The sequence below is a fragment of the Paenibacillus sp. NPDC056933 genome, assembly GCF_042674385.1.
Taxonomy (GTDB): domain Bacteria; phylum Bacillota; class Bacilli; order Paenibacillales; family Paenibacillaceae; genus Paenibacillus.
Genome location: NZ_JBHUQN010000001.1, coordinates 2,453,586 through 2,479,713 on the forward strand (window position 1 = coordinate 2,453,586; position 26,128 = coordinate 2,479,713).

A 26,128-nucleotide genomic window follows, 5' to 3' on the forward strand; every position below is an offset into this window, starting at 1 on the left:
GAGGTTTTTTCTTGTTTATATGAACGAGTGAGTTCTAAAAAATAAGCACTTTTTTCCAACAAAATGCCAAATAAATGACAACGAAATGTTATTTCTATTTGTAACTGCTTACTTTATGCTAGATTTCAACACCCGCTGAAGAGACTGGATTATGTCTGCAAATATGGTTACGAGGGTTAGTCGTTGGCAGAAGAAACAAGTTCTTAAGATGTAAGAAAAAGCGAACGAAAAGAACCTCAACTCAATTGTAAGCGGTAACAAAAAACAAACTAGGAGGAAATCATGTGAGGAAGAGTCGTCGATTCATGTTCACACTATTGGTCATTTTATTTATGGTTTCGTCAGTGCCACTATCCGCCACAGCCTATCAAAATCCGCAAACGTTACCGGATGAATGGGGACAATATGGACTCGGAGACCCCTATGTTTTGAAATTTAATGGATACTATTACCTGTATGTAAGTACAAGAGATACGGACGATGGTGTAAAAGTCTGGAGCTCCAAAGACCTGGTGAATTGGTCGTACCGTGGATTAGCTGCAACAGATCCTATTACGCACGGAGCTTATGCTCCTGAAGTCGTTTACTGGAACGGTATGTTCTACATGTATACATCACCTGCCGGTAAAGGTCATTACGTGCTGAGCAGCACAAGTCCTACCGGACCTTTCAACGTAGTAACGGGCAACCTTGGAAAGTCGATTGACGGAAATGTGTTCATTGACGATGACGGCTCGTTCAGCTTCTACCATGCCGCACAGGGCCGTATAGATGCAGCACCGATGAGCAGTCCGACTGAGATCGGAGTGAGTGCGTCAACAGGAGTGGGGATGGGAGGCTGGACCGAGGGTTCAACCGTCTTCAAACGAAATGGAAAATACTATATGACCTATACAGGTAACCACGTATTTAGCAAAGGATATCGGGTCGATGTGGCTGTTAGCACCACAGGTCCGAGGTCCGGATATGTTACGGATAGCACTAACCCGGTATTAATTCGTACAGAGGGCCCAACCGTGGGATTGGGTCACAACACTGTAGTAACAGGACCTAATCTGGACACTCACTATATGATGTATCACAACTTGGAAGGTAACGGAATAATTGGACCGCTGCGGCATCTGAACATGGACCGAATTGTATGGAATAACGACAAGATGATCGTGCAAGGTCCGACTTCAACGGATCAACCCAACCCAGAAATGCCTGTGTTCTATGACTACTTCGATCGTACTGTAATCGGAAGCAATTGGTCCAACGTGAACGGTGGTAATTGGGGCATCTACAATCAGGAACTCATGTGGCAAAATTCATTGGGCAGCTCAACTTGGTATAAACAAGTGACGGCTTCGAGCAGCGCATCGGATTATACGGCTGAATTTAACATGAAGGAAATGAATCGGGGAACGTCCACCAATCCGAGATACGGCGCTACATTCTCCTATACGAATGAGAACAATTACGGGGTTGCGCTGATCAGTTCGAAGAACAAAAGACTTGAGACATTTTTCCGAATTAACGGTGTGGATCAGGCTTGGCAAACATTCGATTTGCCTGCCGACTTCAATTATTCGAAATGGCATAACATACGGATAGAAAAATCGGGATCAACGTTTAAATACTACGTAGATGGTATGTTCAAAGCAACGCGTACCGCCAATGTAGGAGCAGGCAAAATTGGTGTTCTGACAGAGGATACGCATGCGGACTTCGGCTATACTGCTTTTAACAATGATGTAAACGGAAGCAGTGCTTGGAACGCCTCCAAGCCGATTCCAGGCACCATCGAGGCAGTTCATTATATAAAAGGAGGCGAAGGTGTCGCTTATCATGATACAACAGCCGGGAACCTGGGCGGGGCTTATCGGACCGATGCCGGGGATATTCGCCTGAATAACGAAGGACTGTTCAACTTAGGCTGGAATCAGACTGGAGAATGGTATAAATACAAAGTAAACGTCGAGTCAAGTGGATATTACGATATTGATTTTCGCATGGCAACTTCGTTGGACGGGGCTCAGATTCGAGTGTGGGATGGTGCGACCGACTTAACGGGTATCGTCAATGTACCTAATACGGGCGGATGGGATAATTGGAAAAACATATCGAAGAAAAAGGTCTATTTAAACGCCGGACAACGGGAGTTAAAGGTTGAATTTGTAACAGGCGAGGCCGATTTCTCAAGAATGACATTTCAGAAAAATGTTGATGTTACAAACGTGAGCGATAATTTTAACGATGGCAACGATAATGGATGGACCCGGTTTGAAGGAACCTGGGCGGTAGAGAATGGTGAATACAGTGCAGCAAGCTCCGGGCCTGCCAAATCTACATTCGGGGATTCAGGATGGGCGGATTATACGGTCGAGGCTGATATCAAGATGAATGACTCAGGGGGTGACGGGGGGTTGCTCGTCAGAGTGTCCAATCCATCCCACGGTACGGAACTGGGCCAGAACAATTATGATGCTTTACAAGGTTATTACGCCTATCTAACTACAAGCGGAGTCAGTCTGGGCAAGATGAATTATAATTGGGTGCTCCTCAAGAGCAATGCGCAATCATATGCTACCAATACCTGGTATCATATGAAAGTTGCTGTTAATGGTACAAACATCAAAGTGTATGTAGATGATATGGTCAACCCGAAGATTGATTATACAGACAACAGCCTAAATCCGTTCACACATGGCAAAATCGGTGTTCGCACGGCTAACAAGCACACGCATTTCGATAACGTATCTGTTTCCCCTTGAGGTCGAAAGCATAAACGCGGAGAATGAAATGGTTATAAAGAGAACTGAGACGTATAAAGCCGCCAATTGGCGGCTTTTTTGTCTTAACAATATAAGCCATCGTCATTTCTCAGTAGCTAATTCAACAAATTCATTGTTAATGAAATGATGTGGATGATATCGTGCATCATCCCCAACTTGCGTCACTTCCGAAATTGCTTGAGCCGCCGTCCATCCACGTGCAAAAAGAAGAAGATTTTACAGAAATCAGTGAGTAGAGAACTGCAAAAACATTACACTCTTTCATTTGCTGTCTATTCTCACAACACATATGTTAAAATGGATCTAGCAACTTACTTTTTATGAACAAGGAGGCCGCCATGCAGCCAATAGAGCCTCAAGACATCCAATCACGGATTGATCGTTTTCTCGATCAGGACCTATATATGCATCTCGAACTTACATCAGGTGCATACGCCAGTCACTTTGATAGTACCCGTCATCCAGGGTCGGCGTTCATTTCCAATGCGGTTATACGATATACGCAAGGATCTATCTCCGGCACGGGACCCTACCGAGTTGGCTTAAAAACAACTCACGGCTGGGTATATGCTGAGGGACTTACACACATTGACGAGCTGGAAAAGGAACGACTCATTCTGGCCGGTCACGACAGTCAAGGAAAGCTGGTTGTAGCTTTACAACTTAGTCGGGAAATGTTCTGATGAAAGCGGAGGATCAATTAAGAATGAAAAACAAACAGTACGAACATCAGCGTATTTTGGTTGTGTTTCCGCATCCCGATGATGAAGCGTTCACGGCTTCGGGAACGTTGGCGAAGTACATAGAAGGCGGTGCTCACGTCACTTATGCTTGCCTGACACTAGGGGAGATGGGACGTAACATGGGCATTCCGCCGTTCGCCAACCGGGTCACCTTGCCAGCAATCCGTAAGGAGGAACTCATAGAGTCCTCCAATGCAATTGGCATTCAAGACCTGAGGATGCTCGGTTTTCATGATAAAATGATTGAATTCGAAGACCCTGAACTTCTGGATGGTCAGATCATGGCACTCCTCAAAGAACTGAACCCGTCACTGGTCATAACATTCTATCCAGGGTACAGTGTGCATCCTGATCACGACGCAACCGGAGCTGCTGTTACGCGAACGATTGGCCGTCTACCCGCAGAAGAAAGACCTCTTGTGTATTGCTGCGCGTTCTCGAACAATCACGAGCAAGATATCGGTAAAGCGGATGTGATTGAAGATGTGACCGGATTCCTTGCCCCCAAAATGGCATCGATTCGAGCTCACCGATCACAATTCCAAGCGCCGGAGCTTGTCGGCAAGCTGGAATTGGATGATGAACAAATCCGAAACCGATTTGGACGAGAAACATTTTGGACATACCGATTCCAATAATTTTTATTTTTCAAATTGTCAGACCAAAAGTCGCCCGATGGGCGACTTTTTTGGTTTTTACCTCCCAAGTTTCTTCAAATAGAGTAATTCAAAAATAAACAGATATAACAATATTCCCGTGAACTTGATTAATGACAGCACAGGTTTGGTTTGACACGGCGATAGAGCGCAGAGATTGTAAGACCGGACCCTGAGCATTTGTTGCTCGTAATCCGGCCTTTGTTATTTTTGTGCGCAAAACACCGCGAAGTCCAAATATTTATACATGTAATCCACCATGCTGAAGCCGGCTTCCTCCAACCACACTAGCTGATCTTCCAGAGGGGCGTTGATGTCTGCTTTCCGTCGTTCAATCGAAGCCGAGATGGCCTCATCAGATAATCCGCTCCGATGAATCGATTTCAACCAGCGTTGGCGGTAATAAGTGTCCGTATCAACTGTTCTTCCCTGAACCTGGTCCGCGTTAATGAAGAGCCCACCAGATTCCAGCAGCTCGTGAACAGTACAAAATACGTTTTTCTTGTCAGCATGGTTCAGATGATGTATGGAGAGGGATGAGATAACCATATCGTAGGAACTGGTAAAATCATGTCTGGAATAATCCCCTACGACATACTGCACTTGGGTAATATCTCTAAACCTGTGACGTGCTCCTTCAAGCATTTTTTCACTAATGTCTACCAGAGTCAGCTGTGCTTTTGGGTATTTTTGCAGCAGCATTCCGGAGAGTAGTCCCGTACCAGCGCCCAAATCAAGAATACGCGGGGATTCTAGAGGGCTTTCCATCAGATCCAGAGCCATTCCATAAAACTCATCAAAACAAGGGATTAGCTGTTTTCGTTGCACATCATAGTCTTCGGCTATCCGATCGAACAGTTGCTTAACCGTAGGTTTCATTGACGCATCGCTCCTTGAGGTCTTTTTCAATATTTTACAAGAGCGATAAGCTAAGGGGAAATACTGAATATGGATAAGTCTATAGGTTAGAACTATGGGTTTCGATCCACTTTCAAGGGTAATCCCGACTACTATGTGGATATTGAAACGCTGCCCTCTGATTATGATCTGAAAGAGCTTGAGACAGCGGGGCGAGATGACTTGGCAAAAGCCGGTACGGTGTCTGACTATAGTGGAGAATTGATCAAGCACCCGCTTGGTTTCGCTGAGCTATCTACCGTTCAAGTAGAATAGTAGTTATCGTCATCTTAAGGAGTAGTTATCGTGATACAAAGAATGCGAAGCAAACGAATCTTTCGAATCACAGCGATCGTCATCTTACTTTTGCTCACATTATCCATCGCATTTGTTTATGTTAATGACAGAGCTGGAGGGTTGTCCGATCAGCGTATGTCCAAGGCAATGGGGATGAGTGATACCCTTCATATACCTGTAGGTAAAAGTCCTGAAAAAGCAATTCAGAAATTTAGAACCAATGGCGAATCATCACAAATCATTCATCAAGAACCGGTCGATGGCGGCATGATCTTGTTTACGCATAGAACGAGTCAGGAAAATAACAGCAATCTACAGGTGGAGTATGCTCGAAAGATATTATTCGGGTGGAAGTGGGTATGGGGTGGAGGTGGGCTCGGAACAAATAATCTGGTTTGTGTTCTTGCCCTCGTCAGCTAAGATCCCCTATGAGATTAAGGGATTCAACGATAAAGGAGAGCTCATAACCCATAAACAAATTGAAGATCCGAATGACAGTGGTTCCATGGTTCTAGGAGAGAGTTAAGGATTGTGCAATAAAAAGGGAACAACCCATGGTGTAAAGGCTGTTCCTTTTTTGCTATCGCCAATAAAACTATCTACGATTGGCTTTGACGTATTTTAGTTGTGCAACAATGATCACACTAATAATTACCAGTAGGAACCAAGAGCTGATCTTGCTAAAACTAACCAGTTGCCACGAGTCATGTTGGTCAGGGTATTTCCAGCCATTAAAAAATGTGGCTATATTTTCAGCCGTCCAGATGAAAAAACCTACGATGATAAAAGCCAGTGTCAATGGCATTCGATATGTGCTTAATCGGACCCGGTAGATAATCCATGTTTTCCTAAATACGATAAATACAAGCGCCGTCAGCCACCAACGAAAATCGGGAATGAAATGATGTGTAAAAAAATTGATATAGATGGCTCCGCCTAACAGAACCGAAGACGCGAACCCAGGCCAACCAGTCATGTCCATACGCAATCTGCGCCATATTTGACACATAAAGCTTGCTACACTTGCATACATAAATCCACTATAAAGGGGGACGCCAAAAAGCTTGGTAAAAGCAGGCTCAGGGTATGACCATGATCCCATCCAGACTTTATAAATCTCCAGCACCAAACCAATTAAGTGAAATATACATATGACTTTGATTTCATCACGTGTTTCCAGCCCGCTGCGGTACATAAGGTATTGCACTAGTAATAATACAAGTAGAATGGCATCATAGCGGTGAAGGAAGGGAATCTCTATAACGCTTGACAGGGCTAAGGTTCCAAAGATCGCCACAGGAAAAATGCAACTCATCGCCTGATGATAGCCAAAATGCAGGAGCTGTACTAAAGGTTTCAATTGATGTTTATCTCCTTCCCAAGCCTTGTTCATAATAATATAGATATAATCCATTTGTAAAAAGAGAAAAAAATATCTCCGAATTTTCTTGTTTTCCGTTCAAAAAGCGTATGCAATGTGACTACAGCTACTTGAGGATATAATTAAAAAGATCCCTTCGAATTGAAGGGACCTGACTGTGGATCTAATTCATTGACTTTTCAGAAAGAATGGTTGCTGACTTAATCGTATGTTCAATGAGTGTAGCAATGGTCACAGGGCCAACGCCGCCCGGTACTGGTGTAATTGCTGAAGAAGGAGCAAAGCAAGCATCATAGTCCACATCTCCGACATTTCCTTTGTTATAACCTGCATCGATAACGACAGCACCAGATTTAATCCATTCTCCTTTAACAAAGAGCGGTTTGCCCACGGCTGCAATAATGATATCGCCAAACTTCACGATTTCTTCCAGATTCATGGTTTTGGAGTGGCAGGTCGTCACCGTTGCATTCCGGTTAAGCAGCATGGCTGATACAGGCTTGCCCAGAATTGGACTTCTTCCAATGACCACCGCATGTTTGCCTTCGATTTGAATATTGTAGAAATCCAGAATACGCATAATAGCCTGTGGTGTACAGGAAGGAAATTCGGCTTCTCCAAAAGCATTAAGTGCAAAACCAAGGGTCGTTACACCGTCAACGTCTTTCTCGATACTGATGGTATCAAAAGCTGCTCTTTCATCGATATGATTCGGGACAGGGTGCTGGAGCAAAATGCCGTGTACGGAAGGGTCATCATTTAGCTTGTTGATCTCTTGAATCAATTCCTCTGTGGTGGTGTCCGCAGAAAGAACGACCTTAATGGAATGCACACCAATGCGAGCACAAGCATTTCCTTTCATACGCACATAGGTCGCTGAGGAAGGATCATCTCCGACCAAAATCGTCGCGAGACAAGGCTGGATGCCTCTTTTCTTAAGAATGGCAACCTTGGAGGCCATGTCTTCCTTCATAAAATCCGCTACCGTTTGTCCATTCAAAATCAGTTTGTCTGTACTCATATCTCACATCGCCCTTTCAATATAAAAAAGAGGCAAGGAAATAAATATTCCTTACCTCTGCCCAGGCGTACGGCTTATTACAAAACCATATGCTCCCTCACGGTTCACCGTGTTCGCCAGTTACATATGGTCGTTTAAATTGTTTAGATAGATAGTACTTGAAAAAGAAGAAATGTTCAATAGTTTGGCAAATGAGCAGACACGTTGTCAGCGAAAAAATTTTAATCATGCTCAATGTAGTTGATAACCATTATCATTCGTGATATATTGTTAATTAGTAAACAATAATTATTAGAATTCGTAATTTTATACTTGAATTTAAAACATTTTTTTTGTTTATCGGTAAATAAGGAGTGATAGAAGGATGGATTCAAAAGATCGAACAAAACAGTTGCTTTATGACCAATTTATCCGTTTATTACATGTATATGAGAATCACAAGGATACGGAAATCGAGCATTTTCTAAGTATCGCCCAGCGTGAAAGCATCGAGAAAATTCCTCAGCATTTGACCGCGATTCATATGATAGATTGCATTGGCAAGCATGAGCCTATTAACAACACGGGGATTGCCGAGGCGATGAATTTGTCCAAAGCAAGTATCACCAAGATTGGCAAGAAACTGCTGGAGGAAGGATTCGTCAAACTCACGAAAATGAATGACAACAAGAAGGAGAGCTATTTCCGGTTGTCAGCGCAAGGCAAAAAGATATTTGAACTGCATGAACGTCTGCATGTACATGAGGCTGAACATTTCTATCGTACTTTGGACAAATATTCGGAAACGGAGCTAAAAGTAATCCATCGATTTCTTCAAGACAGCAGTATAAATATTGAATCCAGGTAAAACGAAGGAGAGTGAAGCATTTGAGTCTGGCGGAATTGATCAGGGAACGCAGAAGTATTCGTAAATGTAATTCCAAGCCGGTGGAACAGGAGTTAGTTGTTGAATTGCTGCGCAAGGCCACACGGCTTCAACCATTTGTTGAAGCTGGCTCGTGGCGTGTGGTATATGCCGGAACTCCCGAAGCACGCAAACGGCTGGTGGATTGCATGCTGGAACAGATGTCGCAGAGCAAGTTGGGGAAGCTGATTCCGGGAAAACTGCTGGATGTTTTTAAAAAGAGGTTTAGCGATATTCCTGCTCATGCCATTGTTATGTCGACTGTAGGACCGGATCGTCTGACCAATGACCGCAATTATGCGGCTGCCTGCGGGATGATGCAGAGCTTCCAACTGCTGGGCTGGGAACAAGGGTTAGGAATGCTGTGGGATACAGAGTCCATGATTCAGCATAAAGGATTTTTCCAAGGGATTGGACTGCGTGAGGATGAAAGATTTGTTGGCATTCTTCATATGGGATATTACGACAAAGCGCCAAGAAGTCGGAAAAGAACGCCAGCTGAGCAGAAGTGGACTGTATTGCGAGGGCAGGCTACGTAGAAGAGGAGGATGTAAAAATGAAATTGTTCGATCTGGAAGGAGACATGAATAATCCGAGTGAGTTTTTGGATCGACCGGTACCGCAGGCGCTAATCCTTGAATTGCTCAATCATGCCGTATGGGCGCCAAATGATGGACTCCGTGAGCCATGGCGATTTATCTTTGCCGATAACCGTAATGGGAAGCTTATGCAGGGATTGCAGGAGCACGCTCCAGCGTATCTTCTGGTCCTGGTGAAGGAAGAGGCGGATCATCATAAGCGGGAAGAGGACTTTGCAGCCGTCTTCTGTCTGATCCAAAATTTTCGATTGCTGGCTCATGAGCAGCGTCTGGGTGTGCGCTGCACATTGCATGACTGGATGTACGATCGGAGCCGTGCTGAAACGTTTGGTGTACGGAGTAACGAGCGGATTGCTGCGGTACTAGAATTGGGATATGGCGCTGAACAGCTGGAAGGGAAAGCTGAAATAGCTGAACCTCAGCTTCAGTTCGAACTGTTGTAGCGAGGAAGATGTAAGGGAAGAGAATTCAAATGAATGAGGAACGACAAAACCTTGATAGGGATTGTCGTTCCTTTTTATGTGGGGGTGTGTATCAGATTTGTAGGTTACAAGCCAGCTAAACTGGATATGTACGACGAATCCAAAGATCTACCACTGTAGAAAATGACATTTCTATAATATATTAATTCCCTTGTTATGAGAATTAAATTGTGATTTATTCTGTAAAGTAGATAAATCACCATCTAAATTTTTCAGATTCGGAAGGAATGCTGCGGCGGCCGAACAAAGCAAGGGTAGAAGACCCAAAGACAAGAATAGGATAGGCAGACCGTAGCGTTCTGCCACTGCTGCACCTGCCAAAGCACCCACAGGCTGCAGTCCTCCACCAATGAGGAAACGTATCGAGTTGACTCTACCTTGCAGAGATCCAGGAACAAGCGTGCCATGCAAAGAAGAACTGAGAGAACCAAAGAAAGGCCCTGCAGCACCAGCGGCACATAAGGCAACGAGCGCAAACGGGTAACTCGGGAATAGGCCCAGCAAGGCGTTAAAAAGCCCGATGGCGGCTAGGCTGCACAGCATCACTGTCCGTCGTCTTTTGATTTCGCCCATCCACGAGATGACTACTAATCCTACTAATGTGCCACATGCGGAAGCGGTGGTCAGTGTGCCCATAGCAGCGGCATCCCGATGTAACACTTCACGTACAAAAGGAATCATCATCGTCCAGATGGCCACAGAAGACATGTTACTGATCGCAACCATTCCCATAATCGAGAGCATGGCGGGGAAACTACGATAAAAGGAGAACCCTTCATGAATATCTCTGATATACGCTTTAATGGAAAAGGAGTCCTTTGCTGACGCCGGCTTCTGCATTGCGGGCAGACAGAGCAATGTGGCGATGGCGGCGGTGTAACATACGGCGTTGATGCCAAGCGTCGGCAACGCTCCGGCGGCGGCAGTAAGCGCTCCAGCCAGGGCCGGCCCCAACAAGGCAGCTGCATTACGGCAGCCGTCGATTACCGCGAATGCACGCACCAGTTTGCGCTTACCTGACACTCCCGGAACAATAGCCATCGCTGTGGGCATGAATAGGGCAGAACATGCCCCGCTCAACCCTGCGGCCAGAAAAAGATGCCATAATTGCAAGTGGCCTGCGAGTCCCAGACTCAGCGGCAATAAGAGAGCAAGCAACCTAACAGAAGCAAGCACTGCCATGAACCGGCCCCGGTGCAGCCGATCAGACAACGGTGAGCCGATCAACCGAAAGGCCACTTCTGGAATCGTAAAGCATAGTGCCATCGCACCCATGGCCATTTTAGATGCAGTTATTTCATAGACAAGCCATTCCATAGCCAGAAGACCAAATACGTCACCAAAAGAACTAAGAGTAACAGTAGCTAATAAACCATAATAACTGCGCTTAAGCATGAGAGCTCCTCCGTATGCGTGGGTTAAAGGGACCTGATGATCATTCTTCGATATAAGCTGAAATCTGTTCCGAAAGTTTGTTGAGGGCTTCCAGACGCAGGCTGTAAGAGGTCGTTTTCTGGTTATAATGCACGATCACAAGGCCCGCTGCCCTTAATGAAATCAGGTGGTAGTGTACCGTGCTCTTAGAAAGTTTAACCTCGCTAACGATCTCAGTGAATGTTAACTGCCTTCCAGCCAACAGGCGGAGGATGTATAATCTGGTTTCGTCGGACAATGCTCGTGTTAGACGCAGCAGTTTATGTTCAGGCCGCCCCGCTGCTGGAGGGAGAATATCGGCAGAGTAGCTGGTGAAAATCACTTCATCAAAGATGGCTGAGGTGACAAAGGGACGGGCATGATATTGAGGAATTAGAATCACTTGTTTGAGCAGAGGGGTGGGATAAAGACGCATACCCTCCGTAGCCTCCTCATAGACCTCTAGGTCATTGGTTCCGTTTAGAGTGGACCGTCTGGTTTCAGCTTCTAAGGCAAGACCTTCGATAACCGCCGAATCGATTTGACTGAAATAGTGTTTATCCCATTCACGCAGCGCTTCGGTTGTCCGACTGCGCAGTTCCGGGAGATTGGAGGGCACGGACAACTTCACATTAGCAGCGATATCATACAGCTGGCCTGTAGACAGATCTTCAAGCCAATCCAAAAAAGCACTCACTGAGCGTTCTCCGGGGCAACTCCAAATATAAGGCGCAAGGCTGAAATCGCCTACAAGTTTTATCGTCTCCCGCATTTGTTGGAGTTTGGCAGGTGCGAATCGATCCTGTACTTCTTTAACCCATAGTTTTCCGGCATCCAGAGCATTATGATTCTGTTTGCTCATGAAAACCGTCAGGCTGCTTACACATTCATAAATGGGTGCGAAATCAACTTTCACTTTGTAGTTCATAACTCGAAATTTCTCCTCGTCTCTATTGTTCTATATTTATAGAACAACTCATTTGTTTTATTTTATACGAACAATTATGGGTTTGCAACAAAAAGTCTAATGATTCACTTATTCTCTTCAACGAAAAAAGACGTTCCACGGGTGGCGAGCACCTGAAGAATCGTCTTTAGGATTTATTCTGACAGCAAAATGAGCAGACATTAAAAAATAACCGAGTAATACTCTCCAAAAGTGTATATTAAACTTTAATCTTGGATGAGTTCTGCTAGCTGATCTTTCACATTTACATCACTTAATCCCCCGTGGTAACAAATGACAGATGTAATGTCTAGATCTGCATACTTTCTTAACGAGAGTTTTGCTGCGTTCATATCCGGTGTAGTCGGGGCGTGAATTCCCCCAAGCATACCGTCTACACTGTACATGGAGTCTCCGGCAATGAGAATTTTGCTTTCCTTCAAATAAAGACTGATATGCCCAGGTGTATGCCCAGGCGTGTGAATAACGCAAATCCCGCCGCAAAACGGCAGTTCCTGACCATCTATTAAGGTATCGTGTACTTTGCCCTTTGGAGGATTGTCCAAGTGACCATCTTTCAAGAGAGGCAGCTCCCCTTGGATGTACGGCTTATCCAGTTCGTGTGCATATACATTAATAGTGTTGCCACGCGTCTGCAAAATCTCCGGAAGATTCCCTATATGATCGACATCCTGATGGGTCAAAATCACTGCATTTAATTTGTCTAACGAGACGCCAGTCTTTTCCATTGCCAGACTCAGATCCTCAAATTGACCTGGAAAACCAGTGTCTATTAGAATCGTCATTTCTTGATCCTTTAAAAGAATGGGGTGGATCACATTCCCATGATAATCCAGATGGAGCATTTCAACTCCCTTTGAAATTTCCATAATATTCGTCCTCCGTAGAAAGAAATTGATAAGTAAAGTATCTCTTTGTAAACGAATCAAGTTCCTAAAAAGATATGGGGTACAGTTCCTTCAAAAATAAAATTAATGGTAAAATAAAAAAAGGAGGGGATATCATTTAGCTTACACAGCTACAATATTTGAGCAAAAAACTGAATTCAAAATGGTAAACTTTTATTATTGAGTAAATACACAGATGGTATAGAAATGTTGGAGGTGCAAGGTCATAGTGAAGAAATTAATCTTGGCAACACTATTATTCTTAACGAGTTACTTATTATTCTCATCAAATTCAACGGAAGCTTCAACAACAGTTAAAACCGCTGTACATACCTATAAAGGTCAACCGTATGTTCAAATTAGTGGTGGAAATGCAATAGTTATAAAAAAAATAAATGATACTTTAAAGGAACATACAGTAAAAGTAGCTAATGACAATAAGGCTCTCCAACAAAATAATAGTGTAGCTTGGAACAAAACGAGCGTGAAAACAACGTACAATAATAATAAAATATTATCTGTAGCATACACAGATGGGCTCAATTACAGCGATGACAATATAGGAACATATGTATCAATTATTTTTAATTTTGATCTTGCAACAGGTGACCGAATTACATTATACGATTTAGTAGATTCTGATCAAAAAAAGGCCAATCTTGTGTCTATTTTATCTCATAACCTTCAGCTCAAGTATAATAAGGGAATTAAAATTTATGAAAAGAGTATATATGATGTTCCGATAGGCTCTTTCACACCATTTTATTACTACGATAAGGGTATAGTTGTTCGATTTTATCCCTCTCAAATTGCAGAATTGTCAGAGGGGTTTATAGACATAAAGGTTCCATTCTCACAGTTAAATGAAGAAATAAATAGATTGGACCCTCGTATCACTTATTTAGATTATCTCCAAAACAATGTGACTGATTATGTTGATACTGAGATGGAATACTTTGATGGATATAGTATAAGGAATAGTTATCAACTCTTAAATGGTGAAATATGGGATCAAGTTGAGCCAAATTTTTTTAGCCTTCAATCATATTCGTTGTATCCGAAAGTACGCATATATAAAGATAAAACACGCTATTATATGTGGGTTGAGGGTACAGATGACGCAGTAGAGGTTGAGAGGATTAAATAATTTATAAGCATAGAATTTATTTCTCAGCCGCCCTTCTGGGCGGCTTTTTGCCTATTTGTTTACTTGTAGGTACAAGTCGATTTTTATAAGGACAGCAGAGATAAATCTAAACATATTAGAGATTAATCTTTAGTTTGCCAGGTTTTTATGTAACCGCTGTCATTCTATAATTTAGTTAGAAAGGAGGTAAAAGTAAAAAAAACCAATGGTAAACCGAATACACCACAGAAAATCAAACTAACCGTAGTTTTATAGTGAAAATACAAACATATCAGGAGGTAGAGTATGTTCAAATTTGGTAAAAAAATGTTAACGGTCGTTCTGGCAGCTTCCATGAGTTTTGGGGTATTCGCGGCAACCTCAAGTGCGGCAACAGATTATTGGCAAAATTGGACCGATGGCGGCGGAACAGTCAATGCTGTTAATGGATCAGGCGGTAATTACAGTGTAACATGGCAAAATACGGGGAATTTTGTAGTTGGTAAAGGTTGGAATGTCGGATCTCCAAACCGGACAGTTAACTATAATGCAGGTGTCTTTGCACCATCTGGTAATGGGTATTTGACACTCTACGGGTGGACAAGAAATGCACTCATTGAATATTACGTTGTAGATAGTTGGGGAACGTATCGACCAACCGGAACTTATAAAGGTACAGTAAACAGTGATGGTGGCACGTATGATATTTATACAACGATGCGATACAACGCACCTTCTATTGATGGCACACAAACCTTTGCCCAGTACTGGAGTGTAAGGCAGTCGAAGAGAGCGACTGGGGTCAACTCTGCGATTACATTCAGCAACCATGTGAACGCCTGGAAAAGCAAAGGAATGAATCTGGGCAGCAGCTGGTCCTATCAAGTATTGGCGACAGAAGGATATCAAAGCAGCGGAAGTTCCAACGTAACGGTGTGGTAAGTAATCTAAAGTAAGCTATTTTATGGAAGTAAAACAGTTTCTTATACATTAGGGACAGGCACAATGCCATTCCCACAGAAAAAAAGTAATATCATCAGTCCGGATGCGTTAAGGCCGTTTCTCGTCAGACAAACGGTCTTCGACGTTGCCGGATGCGAATGACAGGCATCATAGCCTATTATTTTCCCATTAGTTTAAAGGAGATCGTTCTATGAGAAAGCTATTAACGTTCTTTTTAATAGCAACAATGCTAGTGATCAGCGCTTGTTCGCAGGATAAACCTGAACCCAAGGATAACCTTATATTCGTGGAAGGCGGGACGTTTAAGAACAGCAAATCCAATTTCGCGGGGAGAGATGTGACCCTGTCGAACTTTTATATCGGTAAATATGAGGTAACTCAAAAAGAATGGGCTGAGGTCATGGGAAATAACCCCTCCGGTTTCAAGGGAGATCAATTGCCAGTGGAGATGGTGAGTTGGTATGACGTGGTGGAGTACTGCAACAAAAGAAGTATTCAAGAAGGCTTAAAACCGCATTACAATATAGATAAAAATACCAAAGACCTGAATAATAAGAATGATAACGATAATTTAAAGTGGACAGTAACCATTAATGAGGGAACTAACGGTTACCGACTGCCTACAGAAGCGGAATGGGAATATGCCGCAGGCGGAGGTCAGGAGAGCAAAAATTACACATACAGCGGAAGTAATAAAGTCGACGAAGTCGCATGGTATTGGAAGAACGCCGGAGACAAAATCTTAACCGGAGATTGGAACTGGCCTGCCATAGAGAGCAACAAAAATAAAACAAAAACGATAGGTACCCAGAAACCCAACGAGCTTGGAATCTATGATATGTCTGGCAATGTTAGAGAATGGTGCTGGGACTGGTACAGCGACGCGGAGAGCCAAACTGCTTCCTTTCGGGTGGTGAAGGGCGGGGGCTGGATCGGCGGTGTTAACAATAACGAAATCGCTTTTCGAGGCAAATTCGATGCCAATGGGTTTGGTCCCGATCAGGGTTTTCGTGTCGTTCGCGGGGAATAAGCCGGAACATCGTAAAGTGCCCTAACAATTTAAGCAAGCCTCATATGCTGCAAAGTAATTCGTTGAACATAAAGAGATGCTCCACGCTAATGTAGATTAGCCAGGGCATCTCTTTTTTGAATGCTTGTAATTCCTACTAATGCAGCGGTTGATCATGTTTCCCTTGTCCATGTCAGGAGCGTGGGTTCGTTTATCGAAGAATCCTAGCAACAAAGCAAGAAGACAGATGAATCGCCGGCTTTACTAAATGCATTGTCGTACAGTTTGGGCCTTTATTTTGCAGGATCAAAAAGTATCCTACGATACATAAATGATCGGATCATACAAAAAAGTGCGTACTACTCAACGATCTGTGAACCTGATAATCTAACAATCGTACGGCAAGCTGAAAACTGTCGTTCAATATAAAATCATACAGATGGGGTGGAAATATGCCGGAATATCAACTCAACTTGAAAGATAAACGTATCCTCTGGGGGAACGCAGTAGATGTAGAGTCTCTCATTGGCGCATATTCACAGGACTCGATTAGACCAGGCGAGAATGCGGCTATAGATTGGAAATTGCCCGATGGCATATATAGAGCAAGAGAGGCCGTCATAGAGCTCGATAAACTGCTTGAGGCGATACTGGTTCAGCTTGGCGAACCGATAAATGGCAATCCTACGGTGTTATTGGATAGCCTTCAGGCCAATTTGGCGATCTCCGGTGATGTGTCATCGCTACCGCTTGGGCCTTTGGCTTTGAAGGATAAGGCGGGTGTTGAAATTACGGCACAGGCGGCACGCATTGGTGAACAATTGGTTCTCTGGGCACGAGAGATTAATTCAGAAAAGAGGGCACTCACACAATATGGACTGGGAACCCTTGGAGAGCTGAATTTTAGAAGTCACTGCTATGGTCATACCTTAATACCGGAAGCTGTTGCTCAGGTTTTGGGACCCGTTGGGGGACCAAGAGTTATGCAGCTATATAATGAATACCTGCACCAATTTGTACTGCTGCGGGATGCATTACTTCCCTTTGCCAATTGGGAACAAGTACCCTTTGAAGTCAAGGAACACACGCAATTCAAAGGACTACGTTTTGTGGAGCCTGCCCGTAAGGTCTTTTTAACTCAATTGCTCGGGAAGGAATTAACTCACAAGGCGATTGTTCAATATGCACAGAGTGTGCTTGGTTCGGGTTTGACCTCTGCTGGTTACGGTTTTCAATATTCTCTAGGAACCGTATTGCCAGCTGGCTTGGGAGAGTCGGCTGGCGCGGCTGCCCGTTATCTTCTGAAGTGGCATCCGGTACAAACCATTGAGGCTGAAGATACAAAAGATATAGTTGCCATCTCATTCGAATATGAATATGACGATTATTATGCTGCACCACGCGAAGAAGCAGGACCGGGTATACCTGGAAGTAAGGATCACCTTCACATTTCTGAAGAGCACAGTGACAGTGATCTTCCATCCATCGCACGGTTGCTGCCGAATACGGATTCAGACCGAACGACCGTTCGTTTCAGTCTGGAGAAGGGAGGTTGCGTATTTACTGTAGATCTCGGCCAACTCTTTAGAGGCCATCGATTTTCATATCGGCCAGAAGGGAACATTAATTCCAAGAGTGCTATTATGAAGCGAATATCAACCAGTTTTCATCGGGTAGAGGACATACTGTCGCATTCCGGATTGGTGACAAATATTGATGAAGGAATCCATTTCATTCCGACGGGCAGAAATGAACTTGTGCAATGGGCTTTGTTAGGCAAGCTGTATCCTGAAAACGTGGTGTTGTTGGACAAAGGAGATGAAGAGGAGCTGGAAGCAGCTTTTGTTTCTGGGAAAGGGTATGGAACACAATTCATGGTGTTGTAATTCTTTAAACACTTATGATAGATGAATGGACGGCGGCAGCGTATTCAAATAGAGCTGCTGCCGTCCAATCACGACAACTTTAATTTGCGTTAACGATCTCACGGGGAGAGTCATCATTGTCGCAGAATACTTCGCCGGGAAATTTCTCAATATAGGTTGTGCCAAACTTGCACAACATCTGTAGCATGGGGGCCAGTTCCTCGCCTAGATCGGACAAATAATATTCTACTTTTGGTGGTGCAACGGGGTAAACCTTGCGAATAATCAGACCATCGGTTTCAAGCATTCTAAGCTGCATCGTGATCATGCGTTGGGTTGCGTCAGGAAGAAGTCGCTGCAGCTCATTAAACCGAATGGGACCTTTGGTTAAGTGATTGAGTATAGATATTTTCCATTTTCCGCTAAGTAAGCCCATAACAATTTCCGAGGTACAGCGATAGGTTTTATTTCTAAAGTTAATCATCCTTCAACACATCTCTTTCACTTTGATTTTTTACTCCCCACTCACATAAGCCTTCCAGAACGGGCAATAACGTTTCCGCTTTAAGTGTCAAACTGTATTCCACTTTAGGAGGGACTTGAGGATACTCTTTCCGTTCGACCATACCATCTGCTTCCAATTCCTTTAGTTGTGAACTCAATGTTTTAAACGTAATCGCTCCAATCTGTCTTTTCAGTTCGTTAAAGCGTACCGGTTGGTTTTCAGCCAAAAGATAAATAATGACCATCTTCCATTTGCCGCCAATAACAGACAATGTGTAGCCAAAAGGGGTGTCTTGAATATGTTTAACCTTACCTTGAAATTCAGCCATACTCATATTAGCGCTATCCTTTCAGGTAGTACCTATCATAATAGTGCGTACTACTTTTTGATTTGCGTTCAGTTTATACTAACCTTACTTTGAAGTAAAGGAGAGAGAACATGAATCAAAAAACAATACGCCTGTTAATGCCGCAGTGGCAAGGAGGGAATAATCCCAACTACTCTTTTGGAGCGGAACTGCTTGCTTGGCTTGCTCCGGATAATGATCAACCGTTGATTCAAGTTCCTGTACAAACATATGATGGAACTCCACTGGAGAACGAAAATGGTGTAAATGGTAGAAAAGAGTTAATGGAGCAATTGGAAGCAGCCCAGCATATTATTCATGCTCACAACCCTGACCGGATCATCATGTTTGGGGGAGACTGCTTGGTCGAACAAGCCCCATTTGCCTATTTGAACGAACGGTATAATGGAGAATTAGGCTTGATCTGGATTGATGCACACAGTGATTTGGTAGGATATACGGGGTATGATAACGCACATTCATTACCACTTGGTAATCTTTTGGGAGAAGGAGATGAGGAGTTTGCAAAACATGTAAAAATTCCTCTAAAACCTGAAAATGTATTTATCGCGGGGTTAGCAACGCCTACAGAGCAAGAAAGCGAAGTCATTTCAGAAGCATTTCAAAGATTAGGTATCACTACTGCAGAATCAGATACAGAAATGATTCAAAGATTGGGCATCAGAACAGCAGGAACCGAAGAACTTGCGAACAGTACTGAGTCTATAAAAGAGTGGATTAAGGAAAGCGGCATTAAACATCTGGCTATCCACCTTGATCTGGATGTGCTTGATCCCAAGACATTTCGTTCGTTATTATTCGCCAAACCTGAGGAGCCTTACATCTTTTCTCCTGCCGGTTCCATGCGATTCCCGCAGCTCCTTCATTTGATAAAAGAGCTGTCTGATCAAGCAGATGTCGTTGGTTTGGGTATAACCGAACATATGCCATGGGACGCAATAAACTTAAAGAATCTACTTAAAGAAATACCTATTCTGAACCATTAATATAATAGTTGCTCCAGTAACCTAATAAATGTATCAAACACAAAAAAGAGCCGTATTTCAATACGGCTCTAGTCAGTATAAGCTTATTATCCGAATAAAGCTTATTGTTCGACAGTAATTTGAAGTTCAGGCAAGATACTGCCAGCTTTTTATAAATCCTGTGTGTTATAAAGGACCTGTTTTCTGTCATTTTGCACGATTGGAAGGGCACTTCACAGATAATCTTGTTTAAGAAGGTACGACTATATTCATAAGTGTATCTGCCAACCTTTGTTTTGCATTTTCCGTTGCGGCGGTCAGTGGCAGTCGCAGTTGGGCAGATGAAATAAGCTGTTGCTGAGCGAGCCACCATTTGATTAAAGCTGGTGCAGGTTCTGTAAACACTTGATGGATTAGCGGTTCCAATTGCTTAAAGCTGTCTCTTGACCCATTGATATCACCAGAAGCAAAGCGTTGATATACCTCAACGTACTGTTGGGTGTGTATACTCGCAGAAGCCAGCATGCCTCCTGCAGCACCTTGGCAGAGCATGGCATGGAAATAAGCATCCTCTCCGCTTAGCACAGGCTTCATCTCATATTGAGTTAGAGCCAATAACAGATCCAAGCCACCCGAACTATCCTTCAGACCAATAACCCCGTCCAGATCCATAACTTTTCGCACAGTATCCAAAGTCATCCGACTCCCGGTTCGAGCCGGAATCTCATAGACCATGATGGGCAATCCTGTCCGGGAAACGCTGGAAAAATGCGCTAGCATCCCTTCTTGCGTTGGTCTGTTGTAATAGGGAGTAACCACCAGAGCTGCATCCGCTCCTAATTCAGCAGCCATCTCGGTCCGTTTGATGGTGGAATAGGTATCATTTGTTCCTGTCCCCACGACGACGGGAATTGTTTTGTTCAACCTGATTAGAATTTCCTTCGTTGCCTGAACCATTTGCTTTACTTCATCCCATGAGACAGTCGGAGATTCTCCTGTCGTGCCGTTTACGACCAATCCCTGAATGTCATGATTGGCAAGATGGGTAATATACTTCCGATACGATTCAATATCCAGCTTGTTGTCATTCGAAAAAGGTGCAATTACCGGTATGAAAATTCCATGAATTTGTTGTTCCTTCATCATAATCTGCTACCCCTTCACGTTATATTGAAACTAATGTATCATAGGAACCAACATCACAGTTATCTATAACAAATGATAGTTGTCATCAATATTTTCGATGAGGTGAGCAAGCTGGATTTAATCTATCTTCAAACGTTCAGAGAAGTCGCACTTCGCGAAAGCTTCACCAGAGCCGCAGAGGTGCTGGGTTATGCACAATCCAGCGTTACTACGCAAATTCAGAAGCTGGAAAAAGCATATGAAGTCAAATTGTTTGAACGCTATAGCAATAACAAAATTCGTCTGACTTCGGCTGGGGAAGAGCTGTTCAAGCTTGCCGGACAGATGTTGGAACTGTATGAACAATCCAAGGAAAAAATGGCGAAGCAGGGTGGGGGCTCCTTGACGATTGGTACGATGGATTCTATCGCTTCTTACTTTTTACCTCCATATATGCAAGCCACCCGTAAGGAATACCCGGATCTTAACATACGACTGCATACGAATCGTGAGGGGTTGATTTTGCATCAGGTCAGGGAGGGCGAAGCTGACATAGGGCTTATTCTCGCAGACGATTCGAGCGATCCAGCTTTGCAATGGATTACCATTCGCAAGGAACCGCTTCTGCTGATTGTCCATCCTCAACATCCGCTTATCGGCAAAGAGCAGGTTGTGTTGAATGATCTAATGGATATGGAGTGGATCATGCCTGAAGATACCTGCAATTACAGGCAGCTGCTGGAAAGAGTGCTTCGGGCAAACTCAATCCCCTATCGAATCGGGCTGGAACTTGGCAATCCGGAAGCGATCAAAAGAAGTATTAAGACAGGAGAAGGCATTTCCATTTTGCCGCAAATGGCTGTGATGGAGGAAATTGAGCGTGGGGAACTGAAAGCCTTATCCCTTGAACATGCAGAACTTCAACTCGAAATTCAGCTCGTTCTTCATCCAAAGAAGTGGGTGTCCAACGCACTGCACTATTTCATGGAAAGTTTGAAAAACTAAAGCACCGAAGGTGTTAGATGAGTAGGTAATAAATTTGTACACATAAGGAGATAAAACTATGGCAGAAAACAAATTACTAAGAATGGACAATATTGGCATCGTTGTAGAATCCCTTGATGACTCGATCTCTTTCTTCGAGGAGATTGGCCTGAAGCTCGAAGGGCGAGCTACTGTTGAAGGTGAATGGGCTGGTCGCGTAACCGGGCTGGGTTCACAGTGTGTAGAGATTGCTATGATGGTTACCCCCGATGGCCACAGCCGACTTGAACTTTCGCGATTTCTCACCCCGCCTACTATATCAGATCACCGAACCGCTCCTGTCAATGCCCTCGGTTATCTACGCGTCATGTTCACCGTTGAAGACATTGACGAATTGATATCCAGACTCGCGAAGCATGGCGCTCAGCTCGTTGGCGAAGTGGTTCAGTACGAGAACTCGTATCGGCTCTGCTACATTCGTGGAAATGAAGGACATCTAATCGGTTTGGCTGAACAACTCGGTAAAAATAAGTGACGTTTAAAAGAAGAGTTAACTGAAATATACATTGCTAGAGGTGACCCTCGGTCCGGGAAACAAGGGGGATCTTCGATTTGGGTTTAGCCATAAAGCATTATAACAAGCTGTTAAAAAAATAAGTGCGTATCACGAAAGGCTTAGGCTTCTACTCTAGAAACCTAAGCTTTTTGTTTGTAATGCTCAAGATTAAATGCGTTCATTCATCGTTCCTGACTGATGTAACAAAATCATTTTTAGGTACACAATGTTTGATCAAATTTTGTCGTTTAGAATCAATCGAAAAGACTTCTATTCTGTTCGAATAGAAGTCCAGGATTTTCCTCAAAAGTAGAAATTCCCCCGCTTTGAACCGTTCACCGTACCGGAAAGAACCTGACCGATTTTGCTTACAGCTTGACCCATGCGACCAGCCCATCGGGTTGATCCGGGTTAATACCTTGGCGTTCGGCATTGGCCAAAGCAGCAATTTGCGAGATGAAAATGAAAGGGATACCTCGCACCGCAGTATTAAGCGGATGAGTTGTTGTGATCTCAAGGTCGATGAATTCCTGCGGGATGCCCGTCGCCCGATCGGCAAAAGCAATAATGGTGGCTCCACGCTCCTTAATATCCCTCAACAGATTGCGTTGATGTTCAATACCGCTGTCCGACAAGGCAGCGATCACTAAAGTATCCGGACCCACGGTGACCATCGGCCCGTGCCGCACATCAAGGAGATGGTATGCGTGGGCTTGCGTCTTGGCAATTTCGGTCAGAGCGATGGCACCTTCGGCTGCCAGCCCTTGTAGTTCACCGTCTGCAAGCAGGACTGCGTTCGTCCAGTTGAAGTCGGAGACGCGGCGGATGCTTTCCTCTACATGTGCCATGTAGGCTTCACCTTGATGAATCGCCTTCTGCATATCGATAATAAGCTCCTCATCACCAGCAAGAAAAGCAGCAAGCAGCAGGTTGGCTGCATACAGATTGGTTACGGTGCGGGTCTGGCAAACGCTATGGTCGAAAGCCCAAGGCAGTTCCAGAGGGAAATCGGCGCTTTTGGATAACGGTGAGTCTGTTACACAAGAAATCGTTAATAAAGGGATATGTTGATCGGACTGGAGTATACGTAGCGCTTCAACCACTTCACTGGTGCTGCCAGATCGTGACGGCGCTATGATCAGGCTACCCTTCAGCATGGGACGATAGCGATCTGCATGGAGCATGAGATCACCCGCGGCAAGTGACATTGCAGACAGGCCAGCACGCAAACGGAAGGAAAAAGCGGCCGCTTCACTCAAGCAATAGCTCGACCCGGCGCCTACAAAGGTTACGGAAGTAATCGCTTGAGCTTGGACAAAGGCAGTAAATTCCGCTCGTTTGGCCAGTAAATAGTCATAGGTCTGCTGCAAGGCCCTATATTGTTCTTTTACTTCACGATACGTCAAACTCATAAAAGTACCTCCCGGAAATAATTTGGATTGAAAAATTCATCTCGTGATCTTTTTGATCAAATGTATAGTTATATGATTGTGTTAATCATAATTATGCCGTCATCCCCCACTAAATTGCAATAGTTTTCCAAAATAATGATTGATTTAATCAAATAAAAAGATTATTATGATCACAAGCTTAAAATTATTAAATGTTTCCCAATCTCATCTGACCCGTGAAGGGAGGTGCAGGATCGTTCGAATCGTCGCTAGGTAACCTGATAGAAGATGTTAATTTAACTTGAATCCTTGAAACAGGAAGCGACGAAACCTTAAAAGGGGGAATGGATATGCCACTGATCTCATCCACTGAAATGCTTCAAACAGCTCGAAGGGACCAATACGCCATCGCTGCATTTAACGTACACACCCTGGAGATGCTTCAGGCTGTCGTTGAAGCGGCTGTGGAAACCGAATCACCGCTGATTATTCAAACCACGGTGGGCACAGTCAACCATTTGGGTCCGGATTACATCGCCCATGCGGCTAAAACCGCAGCGGACTTGGCGGATATCCCCATCGCACTTCATCTGGATCACTGCACTGATTTTTCGACAATTATCCGTTGTATACGAGCAGGTTATACATCCGTTATGATCGATGCATCCATGTATCCTTTTGAGGAAAACGTGAACCTAACCCGCAAAGTGATGGAGGTTGCCCAAGCATCTGGTGTGAACGTGGAGGCGGAGCTTGGCAAGGTCGGCGGTGTTGAGGATGATATTGTCGTCGAGGAACAGCATGCGTCCCTGGCTGATCCCGAAGATTGCGCGCAGTTTGTTGAACGTACGGGTGTAACTACACTCGCTCCGGCAATCGGAACAGCACACGGGATTTACAAAGGGCTGCCGAACATTGATTTTGAACGAATTGAAACCATTGCGAATCGTGTATCGGTTCCTTTGGTGCTGCACGGTGGTTCAGGCATTCCAGCCGAACAAATTCATCGGGCGGTCGCGCTGGGCATGTCCAAGGTGAACATAGCCACAGAGCTGCGTATTGCGTTTTCCGAAGCCATCAAGGATGTATTCTTAATTCATCCGGAAGAGAATGATCCACGCAAATATATGGCTCCGGCGAAGGAAGCTGTTAAACGGCTTGCCATGGAGAAAATACAGTTATGCGGAAGCACTGGCAAAGCCGGCGTGGTTCGATGATCACCACAGTCACACTCCATGCGGCCATTGACCGGACGTTGTACGTTGACAAGTTTGGCGTAGACCAAGTGCATCGGGTGACCCGAGAGGTTAACGAACCGGGAGGCAAAGGCAATAATGTTGCCAAAGTAATTCGGCAGCTTGGCGGTCAAGTCACAGCCACAGGCATGATTGCCGGCAATAACGGTGTATTTATTGAGAGCAGTCTGACTGAACGGGGGATACGGACTTCTTTTATCCAATCAGCGGGAGAGTCGCGGGTCTGCCTTAACATTGTGGACGAATCCAGTGGTAGCTCAACCGAACTGCTCGGGCAGGGTCCAACCATGTCAGAAGCCGAAGTTGAAGCGATCAAGGAAAAAGTACAGGGACTTGCCACCCAGTCCAGTATGGTCGTCATGTCCGGCAGTTTACCCCCAGGTGCACCGGACACATTGTACGCAGAACTGATTCATATTGTCCGTTCAGCAGGCGCGCGAGCCTTCCTGGATACAAGCGGAACAGCTTTCAGGGTTGGATTAAGTGCAGCGCCCCATTTCGTAAAGCCGAATGAGCAGGAACTGGCCGAATGGTTGGGGCATAAGCCGAGAGACGTAAACGAATGGGCATGTTCAGCGCACAGGTTGGCGGATCAAGGTATTGATGAGGTGTGCATTACACTTGGCAGTGACGGTGCTCTGGCTATTTTAAACGGAAAAGCATATATGGTGAAGCCGCCATCCATTCAGCCTTTGAATACGGTAGGTTGCGGAGACGCCTTTGTGGCCGGCATGGCATATGCAGGAGAGCGCGGTGATTCGGCCGAGTCCAGACTGCGTACGGCTGTCGCTGCTGCGGCTGCGAATGCAATGTCTTCTAAAGCAGGTGACATCGACTCTAGTCTTTTTGAGGAGTACAAACATCTGGTGCAGATTATACCTTTATGAAGGTTGAAGATGTTGAAAATCAGCTTCTTATCCCTCATGAATAACCGCCTGCGAGATGCTTTTCTTATGGGATGCAGTTCACGTCGGCATATTGCAATCCATCCT

27 protein-coding genes and 1 riboswitch are annotated in these 26,128 nt (G+C 44.4%); of the genes, 17 read left to right on the forward strand and 10 right to left on the reverse strand.

Annotated features, from left to right (window positions below):
- Positions 1 to 284: 284 nt before the first annotated feature.
- The 3 genes from ACFTRD_RS10960 to bshB2 all read left to right on the forward strand — a co-directional run bounded on the left by ACFTRD_RS10960 (position 285) and on the right by bshB2 (position 4,158).
- Complete coding sequence (locus tag ACFTRD_RS10960; RefSeq protein WP_379379662.1) at positions 285 to 2,756, forward strand: family 43 glycosylhydrolase; 2,472 nt, start codon at positions 285 to 287, stop codon at positions 2,754 to 2,756.
- A 359-nt stretch (positions 2,757 to 3,115) separates the two neighbouring features.
- On the forward strand, positions 3,116 to 3,460 hold the full coding sequence (locus ACFTRD_RS10965; RefSeq protein WP_379379664.1) for a YojF family protein: 345 nt from the start codon (positions 3,116 to 3,118) through the stop codon (positions 3,458 to 3,460).
- Positions 3,461 to 3,483: 23 nt separating this feature from the next.
- Positions 3,484 to 4,158, forward strand: a complete 675-nt coding sequence (gene bshB2 / locus ACFTRD_RS10970; RefSeq protein ID WP_379379666.1) for a bacillithiol biosynthesis deacetylase BshB2 — start codon at positions 3,484 to 3,486, stop codon at positions 4,156 to 4,158.
- Between the two features lie 222 nt (positions 4,159 to 4,380).
- Here the strand turns inward: bshB2 and ACFTRD_RS10975 are convergent, their stop codons facing one another.
- Complete coding sequence (locus ACFTRD_RS10975) at positions 4,381 to 5,055, reverse strand: class I SAM-dependent methyltransferase (RefSeq protein WP_379379668.1); 675 nt, start codon at positions 5,053 to 5,055, stop codon at positions 4,381 to 4,383.
- A 135-nt stretch (positions 5,056 to 5,190) separates the two neighbouring features.
- Here ACFTRD_RS10975 and ACFTRD_RS10980 point away from each other — a divergent pair, with 135 nt between their 5' ends.
- Positions 5,191 to 5,349, forward strand: coding sequence for a hypothetical protein (locus ACFTRD_RS10980; RefSeq protein ID WP_379379670.1), 159 nt, complete (start codon positions 5,191 to 5,193; stop codon positions 5,347 to 5,349).
- Between the two features lie 30 nt (positions 5,350 to 5,379).
- Positions 5,380 to 5,790: a hypothetical protein gene (locus ACFTRD_RS10985; protein WP_379379672.1), complete on the forward strand. Its 411-nt coding sequence runs from the start codon at positions 5,380 to 5,382 to the stop codon at positions 5,788 to 5,790.
- A gap of 175 nt (positions 5,791 to 5,965) precedes the next feature.
- Here ACFTRD_RS10985 and ACFTRD_RS10990 read toward each other — a convergent pair whose 3' ends face one another.
- Together ACFTRD_RS10990 and ACFTRD_RS10995 are read right to left on the reverse strand one after the other, a co-directional pair.
- Positions 5,966 to 6,763 (reverse strand): DUF817 domain-containing protein, encoded by a 798-nt coding sequence (locus ACFTRD_RS10990; protein WP_379379674.1) that lies wholly within the window; start codon positions 6,761 to 6,763, stop codon positions 5,966 to 5,968.
- A gap of 151 nt (positions 6,764 to 6,914) precedes the next feature.
- Positions 6,915 to 7,772 (reverse strand): bifunctional 5,10-methylenetetrahydrofolate dehydrogenase/5,10-methenyltetrahydrofolate cyclohydrolase, encoded by an 858-nt coding sequence (locus tag ACFTRD_RS10995; protein WP_379379676.1) that lies wholly within the window; start codon positions 7,770 to 7,772, stop codon positions 6,915 to 6,917.
- A gap of 52 nt (positions 7,773 to 7,824) precedes the next feature.
- Positions 7,825 to 7,906: riboswitch (ZMP/ZTP riboswitch) on the reverse strand.
- Positions 7,907 to 8,136: 230 nt separating this feature from the next.
- Between ACFTRD_RS10995 and ACFTRD_RS11000 the strand changes: the two genes are divergently transcribed.
- Genes ACFTRD_RS11000 through ACFTRD_RS11010 form a run of 3 tightly spaced genes read left to right on the forward strand, consistent with a single transcriptional unit; the run spans position 8,137 to position 9,718 of the window.
- Entirely contained in the window at positions 8,137 to 8,619 is a 483-nt protein-coding gene (locus tag ACFTRD_RS11000; protein ID WP_379379678.1) for a MarR family transcriptional regulator, read from the forward strand.
- A gap of 11 nt (positions 8,620 to 8,630) precedes the next feature.
- Entirely contained in the window at positions 8,631 to 9,215 is a 585-nt protein-coding gene (locus tag ACFTRD_RS11005; RefSeq protein WP_379379680.1) for a nitroreductase family protein, read from the forward strand.
- A gap of 17 nt (positions 9,216 to 9,232) precedes the next feature.
- A complete protein-coding gene (locus ACFTRD_RS11010; RefSeq protein ID WP_379379682.1) occupies positions 9,233 to 9,718 on the forward strand; it encodes a nitroreductase family protein in 486 nt (161 codons plus the stop codon).
- 171 nt (positions 9,719 to 9,889) lie between these two features.
- Here ACFTRD_RS11010 and ACFTRD_RS11015 read toward each other — a convergent pair whose 3' ends face one another.
- From ACFTRD_RS11015 to ACFTRD_RS11025, 3 genes are all read right to left on the reverse strand, one after another.
- Complete coding sequence (locus ACFTRD_RS11015) at positions 9,890 to 11,152, reverse strand: MFS transporter (RefSeq protein WP_379379684.1); 1,263 nt, start codon at positions 11,150 to 11,152, stop codon at positions 9,890 to 9,892.
- A 40-nt stretch (positions 11,153 to 11,192) separates the two neighbouring features.
- Positions 11,193 to 12,098: an ArsR/SmtB family transcription factor gene (locus ACFTRD_RS11020; RefSeq protein ID WP_379379686.1), complete on the reverse strand. Its 906-nt coding sequence runs from the start codon at positions 12,096 to 12,098 to the stop codon at positions 11,193 to 11,195.
- A 245-nt stretch (positions 12,099 to 12,343) separates the two neighbouring features.
- The gene (locus tag ACFTRD_RS11025) at positions 12,344 to 13,006 is read right to left on the reverse strand and encodes an MBL fold metallo-hydrolase (RefSeq protein ID WP_379379688.1); all 663 of its coding nucleotides are present in this window, start codon (positions 13,004 to 13,006) and stop codon (positions 12,344 to 12,346) included.
- 247 nt (positions 13,007 to 13,253) lie between these two features.
- On the opposite strand from ACFTRD_RS11025, the gene ACFTRD_RS11030 reads away from it, so the two are divergent.
- From ACFTRD_RS11030 to ACFTRD_RS11045, 4 genes are all read left to right on the forward strand, one after another.
- Positions 13,254 to 14,171 (forward strand): hypothetical protein, encoded by a 918-nt coding sequence (locus tag ACFTRD_RS11030; protein WP_379379690.1) that lies wholly within the window; start codon positions 13,254 to 13,256, stop codon positions 14,169 to 14,171.
- A 285-nt stretch (positions 14,172 to 14,456) separates the two neighbouring features.
- The gene (locus ACFTRD_RS11035) at positions 14,457 to 15,092 is read left to right on the forward strand and encodes a glycoside hydrolase family 11 protein (RefSeq protein ID WP_379379692.1); all 636 of its coding nucleotides are present in this window, start codon (positions 14,457 to 14,459) and stop codon (positions 15,090 to 15,092) included.
- A gap of 211 nt (positions 15,093 to 15,303) precedes the next feature.
- Positions 15,304 to 16,143, forward strand: a complete 840-nt coding sequence (locus ACFTRD_RS11040) for a formylglycine-generating enzyme family protein (protein ID WP_379379694.1) — start codon at positions 15,304 to 15,306, stop codon at positions 16,141 to 16,143.
- 431 nt (positions 16,144 to 16,574) lie between these two features.
- Positions 16,575 to 18,008 carry a hypothetical protein gene (locus tag ACFTRD_RS11045; RefSeq protein ID WP_379379696.1) on the forward strand — a complete coding sequence of 478 codons (1,434 nt, stop codon included), beginning with the start codon at positions 16,575 to 16,577 and terminating at the stop codon, positions 18,006 to 18,008.
- Positions 18,009 to 18,087: 79 nt separating this feature from the next.
- Here ACFTRD_RS11045 and ACFTRD_RS11050 read toward each other — a convergent pair whose 3' ends face one another.
- A complete protein-coding gene (locus ACFTRD_RS11050) occupies positions 18,088 to 18,471 on the reverse strand; it encodes a winged helix-turn-helix transcriptional regulator (protein WP_379379698.1) in 384 nt (127 codons plus the stop codon).
- Positions 18,464 to 18,826, reverse strand: coding sequence for a winged helix-turn-helix transcriptional regulator (locus tag ACFTRD_RS11055; protein ID WP_379379700.1), 363 nt, complete (start codon positions 18,824 to 18,826; stop codon positions 18,464 to 18,466). The genes ACFTRD_RS11050 and ACFTRD_RS11055 overlap by 8 nt, the downstream gene beginning before the upstream one ends.
- A gap of 104 nt (positions 18,827 to 18,930) precedes the next feature.
- On the opposite strand from ACFTRD_RS11055, the gene ACFTRD_RS11060 reads away from it, so the two are divergent.
- Complete coding sequence (locus tag ACFTRD_RS11060; RefSeq protein ID WP_379379702.1) at positions 18,931 to 19,845, forward strand: arginase family protein; 915 nt, start codon at positions 18,931 to 18,933, stop codon at positions 19,843 to 19,845.
- Positions 19,846 to 20,073: 228 nt separating this feature from the next.
- Here the strand turns inward: ACFTRD_RS11060 and dapA are convergent, their stop codons facing one another.
- Entirely contained in the window at positions 20,074 to 20,970 is an 897-nt protein-coding gene (gene dapA, locus ACFTRD_RS11065; RefSeq protein ID WP_379379704.1) for a 4-hydroxy-tetrahydrodipicolinate synthase, read from the reverse strand.
- Positions 20,971 to 21,081: 111 nt separating this feature from the next.
- Between dapA and ACFTRD_RS11070 the strand changes: the two genes are divergently transcribed.
- Together ACFTRD_RS11070 and ACFTRD_RS11075 are read left to right on the forward strand one after the other, a co-directional pair.
- A complete protein-coding gene (locus tag ACFTRD_RS11070; protein WP_379381304.1) occupies positions 21,082 to 21,954 on the forward strand; it encodes a LysR family transcriptional regulator in 873 nt (290 codons plus the stop codon).
- A gap of 58 nt (positions 21,955 to 22,012) precedes the next feature.
- Positions 22,013 to 22,468: a VOC family protein gene (locus ACFTRD_RS11075; RefSeq protein WP_379379706.1), complete on the forward strand. Its 456-nt coding sequence runs from the start codon at positions 22,013 to 22,015 to the stop codon at positions 22,466 to 22,468.
- 389 nt (positions 22,469 to 22,857) lie between these two features.
- Here the strand turns inward: ACFTRD_RS11075 and ACFTRD_RS11080 are convergent, their stop codons facing one another.
- On the reverse strand, positions 22,858 to 23,901 hold the full coding sequence (locus ACFTRD_RS11080) for an SIS domain-containing protein (protein ID WP_379379708.1): 1,044 nt from the start codon (positions 23,899 to 23,901) through the stop codon (positions 22,858 to 22,860).
- Positions 23,902 to 24,230: 329 nt separating this feature from the next.
- On the opposite strand from ACFTRD_RS11080, the gene fba reads away from it, so the two are divergent.
- Together fba and pfkB are read left to right on the forward strand one after the other, a co-directional pair.
- A complete protein-coding gene (gene fba / locus ACFTRD_RS11085; protein ID WP_379379710.1) occupies positions 24,231 to 25,097 on the forward strand; it encodes a class II fructose-1,6-bisphosphate aldolase in 867 nt (288 codons plus the stop codon).
- On the forward strand, positions 25,061 to 26,023 hold the full coding sequence (gene pfkB, locus ACFTRD_RS11090; protein WP_379379712.1) for a 1-phosphofructokinase: 963 nt from the start codon (positions 25,061 to 25,063) through the stop codon (positions 26,021 to 26,023). Before fba ends, pfkB begins: the two co-directional genes overlap by 37 nt.
- Positions 26,024 to 26,128 lie beyond the last annotated feature (105 nt).